The organism is Meiothermus sp. CFH 77666 (assembly GCF_017497985.1).
In the GTDB taxonomy this organism is placed as follows: Bacteria; Deinococcota; Deinococci; order Deinococcales; family Thermaceae; genus Meiothermus.
On sequence record NZ_JAGDFV010000009.1, the window covers coordinates 107,934 to 114,735 of the forward strand.

6 protein-coding genes and 1 pseudogene are annotated in these 6,802 nt (G+C 63.2%); 5 read left to right on the top strand and 2 right to left on the bottom strand.

Annotation, left to right across the window (positions count from 1 at the left end; genetic code table 11):
* Positions 1-73: 73 nt before the first annotated feature.
* The gene (gene surE / locus J3L12_RS06930; RefSeq protein ID WP_208014313.1) at positions 74-808 is read right to left on the bottom strand and encodes a 5'/3'-nucleotidase SurE; all 735 of its coding nucleotides are present in this window, start codon (positions 806-808) and stop codon (positions 74-76) included.
* 121 nt (positions 809-929) lie between these two features.
* Between surE and J3L12_RS06935 the strand changes: the two genes are divergently transcribed.
* The 4 genes from J3L12_RS06935 to J3L12_RS06950 all read left to right on the top strand — a co-directional run bounded on the left by J3L12_RS06935 (position 930) and on the right by J3L12_RS06950 (position 5,879).
* Complete coding sequence (locus J3L12_RS06935) at positions 930-1,649, top strand: glycosyltransferase (RefSeq protein ID WP_208014314.1); 720 nt, start codon at positions 930-932, stop codon at positions 1,647-1,649.
* 198 nt (positions 1,650-1,847) lie between these two features.
* Positions 1,848-2,795, top strand: a complete 948-nt coding sequence (locus J3L12_RS06940; protein ID WP_243455015.1) for an ABC transporter substrate-binding protein — start codon at positions 1,848-1,850, stop codon at positions 2,793-2,795.
* 509 nt (positions 2,796-3,304) lie between these two features.
* Entirely contained in the window at positions 3,305-4,786 is a 1,482-nt protein-coding gene (locus tag J3L12_RS06945; protein WP_208014316.1) for an ABC transporter permease, read from the top strand.
* Positions 4,787-4,904: 118 nt separating this feature from the next.
* Positions 4,905-5,879 (top strand): ABC transporter ATP-binding protein, encoded by a 975-nt coding sequence (locus J3L12_RS06950; RefSeq protein WP_208014317.1) that lies wholly within the window; start codon positions 4,905-4,907, stop codon positions 5,877-5,879.
* A gap of 214 nt (positions 5,880-6,093) precedes the next feature.
* Here J3L12_RS06950 and J3L12_RS06955 read toward each other — a convergent pair whose 3' ends face one another.
* Positions 6,094-6,477, bottom strand: coding sequence for an RES family NAD+ phosphorylase (locus J3L12_RS06955; protein ID WP_347708856.1), 384 nt, complete (start codon positions 6,475-6,477; stop codon positions 6,094-6,096).
* A 12-nt stretch (positions 6,478-6,489) separates the two neighbouring features.
* Between J3L12_RS06955 and J3L12_RS06960 the strand changes: the two are divergent.
* Positions 6,490-6,802 (top strand): annotated as a pseudogene (locus J3L12_RS06960) (hypothetical protein); the annotation flags it as partial.

A 6,802-nucleotide genomic window follows, 5' to 3' on the forward strand; every position in this document is an offset into this window, starting at 1 on the left:
CGGAGGTTGCCCAGCGGCTACTGCACAATTGGGCTATCAGCTATCGGCTATAAGCTATCGACCATGAATACCTTCAATCCGCCGAGGCCGCCAGCTGAAAGGCCTGGCTCAGGCGGGCTTCGTCGGTCAGGTCGAGGCGCAGCGGCGTAAGGGCGATGAAGTTGTGGCCCACCGCCCAGCGGTCGGTGCCTTCCTCGGGTTCGTGGTCGGGGTAGGCGGCAAACCAGAAGTGCTCGCGGCCCATGGGGTCGGTGCCGGGCACAATCCGGCCCTCGTACATCCGCACCGACTGGCGGGCCCATAGAATGCCCTTAGGCTTGGTGGGCAGGTTGACGTTGATCAGGAAGGGCCTGTGCTCGCGCAGCAGTGCTTCCAGCACCCGCCCCACCCAGGGTTTGAGGGCCTCGAAGTCGGGCTCGCGGCCATTGACGGGGGCGCTAAAGGCAATGGCAGGAATGCCGAGCAGTGCGGCCTGCTTGGCGGCGGCCACCGTGCCGGAATGCCAGATTTCGTTGCCCAGGTTGGAGCCCAGGTTGATACCCGATAGCACCAGGTCTACCTTGTCCCAGTGGTGGGTGCCCAGGGCCACGCAGTCGGCAGGGGTGCCGTTCACGCGGTAGGCCTCGAGGCCCCCCAGCGGCGTGGCTCGGTAGTGCAGGGGGCGGGAAATGGTGATGGCGTGGCCCATGGCGGACTGCTCCACATCGGGCGCGACCACCCGCACCTCGCCAAAAGCCGTTGCCACCTCGGCCAGGGCCAGAAGCCCAGGGCTGTAGATACCGTCGTCGTTGGTCACCAGGATTCGCATAGAAAACCTCTCCAAAAGAGAGGGTTGCGCCCATGCGTCAGGACAGGGTCAGGCGGGTCAGCCAAATGTCAGGAGGCGTACCAAGCGGCCCTGACAAAAGGGTTTTAATCTCAAGTAAACGATGGTCAGTGTGCTGATTCCCACCTACAATCGGCCCCAGTTCTTGCTGCGGGCCTTGCGCTCGCTCCAGCTTCAGCTTTACCCCGACTGGGAAGCGGTGGTGGTGGACGATGGCGACGGCTCGGGCATCCTGGCCGCCCACAGCCTGCGCGACCCCCGCATCCTGGGGGTTCGCAACGAGGGGCGGGGGCAGGTGCACGCCCGCAACACCGGGCTGTCCCATGCCACCGGCTCGATAATTGCCCTGCTCGACGACGACGACTGGTGGCTCGACCCCACCCACCTGTACCGGGTGGTGCGGGCCCTCCGAGCGCAGGCCGGGCTGGTCTACCGGGGCGGCTACCTGGTTTTGGAGCGCGACGGTCTGGAACTCGAGCGCATCCCCTTCGACCTCAAAGCCAGCCCCTTCTCGCTCCGCACCGACAACCACCTGCTCGCCACCGGCGCGGCCTATCCGCGCTTTTTGCACGACGAGCTGGGCCCCTTCGACCCCGAGATGGCCGACTACTGGGACTGGGACTGGTATCTGCGCGTGACCTCGGCGGGCTACCCGCTCATTCAGCTTCCCGGCAGGGGCGTTGCGGTTTCCATGCACGGAGCCAATATGTCCTATGCCGCCCGCCAGGGGGAGCGCCAGCAAAACCTCGAGCGGCTCTCGAGCAAACACGGCCTGGGCAGGCTCGAGCTCAAAGACCACCGCATCATCGCCGGTGCTGCCTGAACTTTCCACGTAAAAAAGCTCCTCAGATTACCCAAGACCTGTGACCAGCACCCTGCTGTTCTGACCATAGAGATTACTGATAACTACGGCTTTCGTAGCCCAACACCAAGTCTGTTCTGACCGTGGGCTGACAATAAACAGGGCACAATCTCTAAGGGGATACAACCCTTCACTGGAGGCTTAATGCGAAGATTCTTTATGGCTACTCTGGTTGCTTCTGGGCTGGCTCTGGCCCAGCAGCAAACCATCACCCTCTACACCTCGGAAGTCCTGACCAACGTCAACCCCATGATTGAGCTGTTCAGACGGGCCAATCCGGGCGTCAACATGCAGGTCTTCCGCAGCGGCACCGGCGAGGTGATTACCCGTCTGCGGGCCGAGCTCGAGGCCAACAACCCCCAGGCCGACCTGCTGTGGGTGGCCGACGAGACCTTTTTCCGCGAACTGGCCGCCGCAAACCGCTTGCGCCCGGTGCGGGCCACTACGCCCGGCTTCCCGGTCAAGTTTGCCTACCAGGGTGGGCGCTACTATGAGGTACGGCTTCTCTACAACGGCATTGCCGTGAACACCCGCAAGCTGGGCAACCTCCCCGAACCGCGCTCCTGGCGCGACCTTTTGAAGCCCGAATACCGCGACCTGGTGGGCATGCCCAACCCCAACTTTTCCGGGGCGGCCCTCTCTACCCTGGGTACCTTCAGCCAGCGCTTTGGCTTTAGCTTCTTTGAGCAACTCCAGCGCAACGGCCTAAAGGTCGAGCAGTCCAACCCCGTCCTTCAGCAAAAGTTGGCCGAGGGGCAGTATGGCCTGGCCATCATCACCGACTTTGGCATCCGCGACCTCATTCGCCAGGGGGCGCCGCTCAAGGTGATCTACCCCCGCGACGGGGCCATTCTGGTGCCCACCCCCATCGGCATTCTGAGCAATAGCCGCAACCCGGTACTGGCCGAGCGCTTCCTGCGCTTCTTGCTCTCGCCCGAAGCCCAGGCCCTGTTCGCCCAGCAAGGCTACATTCCCGTCATCGCTTCGGCCCCTCGCCCTGCGGGGGTGAGCGGGGAGGTGCTCTCGGTGCCCTCGGCAGCCGATTACATCCAGGCCAACCGGCAAAACCTGCTTACACAATTCAACACGCTGTTCAATCTGCGCTAAAAGGGCCTGAAGCAGCCGAAAGCTGAAGGCTGAAGGCCGAAAGCCAGGTTGACCTGTCTAATACCAACTCTGCGCGTGAGCGGCGCTAAACGCGCCCCTCACTTGCCGCGCCAAGGGGCGCGTTCGAGGGACTTGTATATCGCTTTTGGGTCACTTCTGAGCAGATTTGGTATAAGGTCAAAGATTAGCTTTTCTGTTTTGCTTCGACGCCCTCTCATCCGACCACGCCTGATCCGAACCCCTCAACCCAGCCGGGCATGACCGCCCGTCAATACCCTCACCTCACTGCTAGTGGTTTGGTAGCAAAGTAATCGGGATGCCTCTAATGAACCCAACTTCTTCCCTCAACTTCTCGTTGTCATTCCGAGGCGCACGCAGTGCAACGAGGAATCTGATACTGCATGGCTAAGGTGAATACAGTGGACTGAGGCGCATCAGATTCCTCACTCCGCTTCGCTCCATTCGGAATGACAAGAAAATAAACTTATTAGACCACTAGGATAGCGCTGATGCTCCGGCGACAACCCCTAACCAATCTGTTCTGGCTACTCCTCTCGCTGGGGGTAGCCCTACCGCTTTGGGTACTGGCCTGGCGGGGGCTGGGCGACCTTGCCATTCTGCCCAGGGTGCTCGACCTGGCGGGGGTTTCGCTACTCCTGGCGCTGGTGGGCAGTCTCCTGAGCCTGGGGGTGGGGGGTGGGCTGGCCTGGCTGGCCTTCCGGGCGCGGCTGCACCCAGGGTGGGATACGCTGCTGCTGCCGGCCTACCTGGTGCCGCCCTTTGTGGGAGCACTCGGGTTTTTGTATGCCCTGCAACTGGTGAACGTGCAGCCTTATGGGGTAGGCGGCATCCTGCTGGCCTGGACGGCCCATTACGCCCCGGTGGCCTACCTGCTGCTACGCCCCGCCCTGGAATCCAAGCTGGCCCCGCTGCTGGTAGCCAGCGAGGTGCATGGCGTAACGGGCTGGAAACGTGTGCGGGCGTTGGTGCCCCCGCTGTTTCCGGCGCTCGTAGCGGCCTTTGGGGCACTCTACCTGACCCTGCTGGGCAACTTCGGGGTTCCGGCGGTGCTGGGGCTGCCTGCCCAGGTCTATACGCTGCCCACCCTGGCCTATGCCCGGCTCTTCTCCCCCGCCAGCCCCGACCCCCTGGGCGAGGCAGCAGCCATTGGGCTGTTGTTGGGGTTGCTGGCAGTTCCGGCCCTGCTGCTTGGGAGTCAACCGACCGGCGAACCCTCTCCCCGGCTGCTGCGACCCAGGCTGGGGCTCGCAGCCAAAACCGCTTTCGTCCTGTTTGCGCTGATAGCGGTGGTGTTTCCACTGGTGGGCCTGGTGCGCCGGGCCCTCTTCAACACCTTTACCGGCGCCTTTCAGCCCGCTTTTGGGGCGGCCTGGGAGCTGCCGCTGGTACGGCAGGGGCTCCTCAACTCGTTGCTGCTGGCCCTGTTGGCCACGGGTTTGCTCCTGCTGCTGGGGCTGCTGCTGGCCCCCCAGCGCGGGGCTCTGAAGCGGCTACGGCAGGTGCTGGATATGCACTACCTGTTGCCGGGAACCCTGCTGGCCATTGGCCTGATTCTGCTGCTGGCCCCCACCCCGGTCTATGCCACTCCCTGGATTTTGCTGCTCGCGTACCTGCTCAACTTTGCCGCACTGATGCTGCGCTCGATAGAGGCCGGACTGGAAAGCGGCATCGAGCGGCTGGTGGGGGTGGGCAAGCTGTTTGGCCTGCGGCACGGGTGGGCCTGGTGGAAGATTGGCTTTCCCCTGCTAGGGCCCTACCTGGCCGCCGGGGTGTTTTTGGTGCTGCCACTGTGCCTGGCCGAGCTGACCCTGTCGGCCATGCTGTACGCACCGGGGAGTGAGACCCTGGGGGTGGCGGTGCTGTCGGCGCTGAACGGCGGGCTTTTCCGCGAAGCCGCCGCCATCGGGCTGATGCTGATGGCCCTGTCGCTGTTGCTGCTGTGGGTACCGCGCCGGGGCGTGGTGAGCTAGGATAGCTTGCGTACGAGTGTCTGTAGCAAGTAGCCCACGATTCTTCGAATCATTTCTCGCTATCGGCCATGGACTTATAGGCCCTCAGCTATCCAGCGTTACCCCTGAGACTTCCACCATGCTGCGTCTGGAGAACATCACCAAAAACTTCGGCAAGGCGGGGGTGTTCGATGCCAACCTGCACCTTTCGCCCGGCGAAATTGTGGCGGTCTTGGGGGCCTCGGGCTCGGGCAAGACCACGCTGCTGAATCTGGTGGCGGGGCTGCTCGAGCCCGATGCAGGGCGCATCTTCCTGGGCAACGAGGACGTGACCCATCAGGCCCCAGAGAAGCGCGGGCTGGCTTACGTGTTCCAGGATCATGCCCTGTGGCCCCACCTGAGCGCTCTCGAGCACCTCCTGCTGGTGATGAAAACCCCCGACCGGGCGCTAGCCCATCATCTGCTGGGCCGGGTGGGGCTGGGCGGGCTGGACGCTCGCAAACCCCACCAGCTCTCGGGCGGACAAAAGCAGCGGGTGGCCCTGGCTCGAGCCCTGGCGGCCAGGCCGCGTTTGCTGCTGCTGGATGAGCCCTATTCGGCGCTCGACCCGGTGCTGCGCGAGGAACTGCGCCTCGAGGTGGCCTCGCTCCTGCGGGCCGAACACGTGAGCGCCCTCCATGTCACCCACGACCCCGACGAGGCTCTGGCGGTAGCCGACCGGGTTGCGGTGATGGACGGCGGGCGCATCGTGCAAGTGGACACCCCTGCCCAAGTGTATGCCCAGCCCCAAACCCTTGCGGCAGCACGGGCTTTCGGGCGTCTGAACCTGCTCCCTGTGGAGGTACAGGGCGGGCAGGTCAGACTGAACGGCCTGGCCTGGGCCGTCCAGGGTGTGGAAAGCGGGCCGGGCCTGCTGGCCTTCCGCTACGAAGACCTGGCCCCGGCGCCGGAAGGGCTGCCCGCCAAAGTACTGGCCGTTTATGGCGGGCGGGGCGAACGGCTGTGCCGGGTGAACCTGGGGGTGGGGGAAGCGGTGGTGAAGCTGGAGGCGGGTCTGGGGGAGCAGGTTCGGGTCGCGCCCAGAGGCAGGCTGCGGGTATTTCCAGGTACGTAGTCGGATTGAGGCCCGGTTGCATAGGTTCACCAGCGCCCTGGAAGGTCATTTTGTTTCATTCCAAACAGAGCAAAGCGAGGTGTGGAAGCTGATACGCTGTCGTCCCTTCCATGCACTATCCCTTTTCAGTGCAAGGTTCCTCGTCGGCTATGCCGCCTCGGAATGACAAGAGGTTGGCCTTGCCTCCTCGGGTTGCGGACGGGTGGCCCCGGCTCTACTTGTCCAGCCGGGGGTCAAAAGTAAAGACCCTGGGTTCGCCAATTTTCACCCTGCTGTGGTCGGGGTGCAGGATGTTGAGCACGTAGTTATACTCCCACGGCACCACCGCACTGGGTACGCGCAAAAGCGCACTCTTGCCCTCGCTGGCCCAGTGGCTGCCCAGGCTCTTGGTGCTGGAAGGGGCGGGGCTCTGCTGCCAGTCGGGGGGTAGCTCGGATAGTTCCGCCACCAGGCTTTCGTTGAATTCCACCGGAAAAGCGCGGTACTCCGGCAAATCGGCGTAGCTCTCGGCGTGTACCAGCACCTCGAGGGCCGCCAGGCTGGTGGAGGAGGCTAGATAATCACTGGTGCTAGTTGAAAAGTAGCGGGAGAAAGGAATAGGGTCTGGTGTATGCGGCCAGACCCGAGATGCATTCTATCGCTGGAAGACGTTGCTTTGGTGATGTACGTTGGGGTAGACGATGCCCTGCGTTCGAAGGCTGAACAGCATGAACATCAACAAGCCAAGCTCAGCCTTAGTGAGTTGGTCACCATCGGGCTGATGTTCAGCCTCAAAGGCGGCTCATTCCGCCGGTTCTACCTGTGGCTGGTCGCCAACCTGGGTGACTGCTTCCCCCATCTACCTGAACGCACCCGTTTGCAGCGACGACTACTCCAGTACCAAGCTTTGGTCGTACATTTTCTGGCCGAACCCAGCTTGTTCT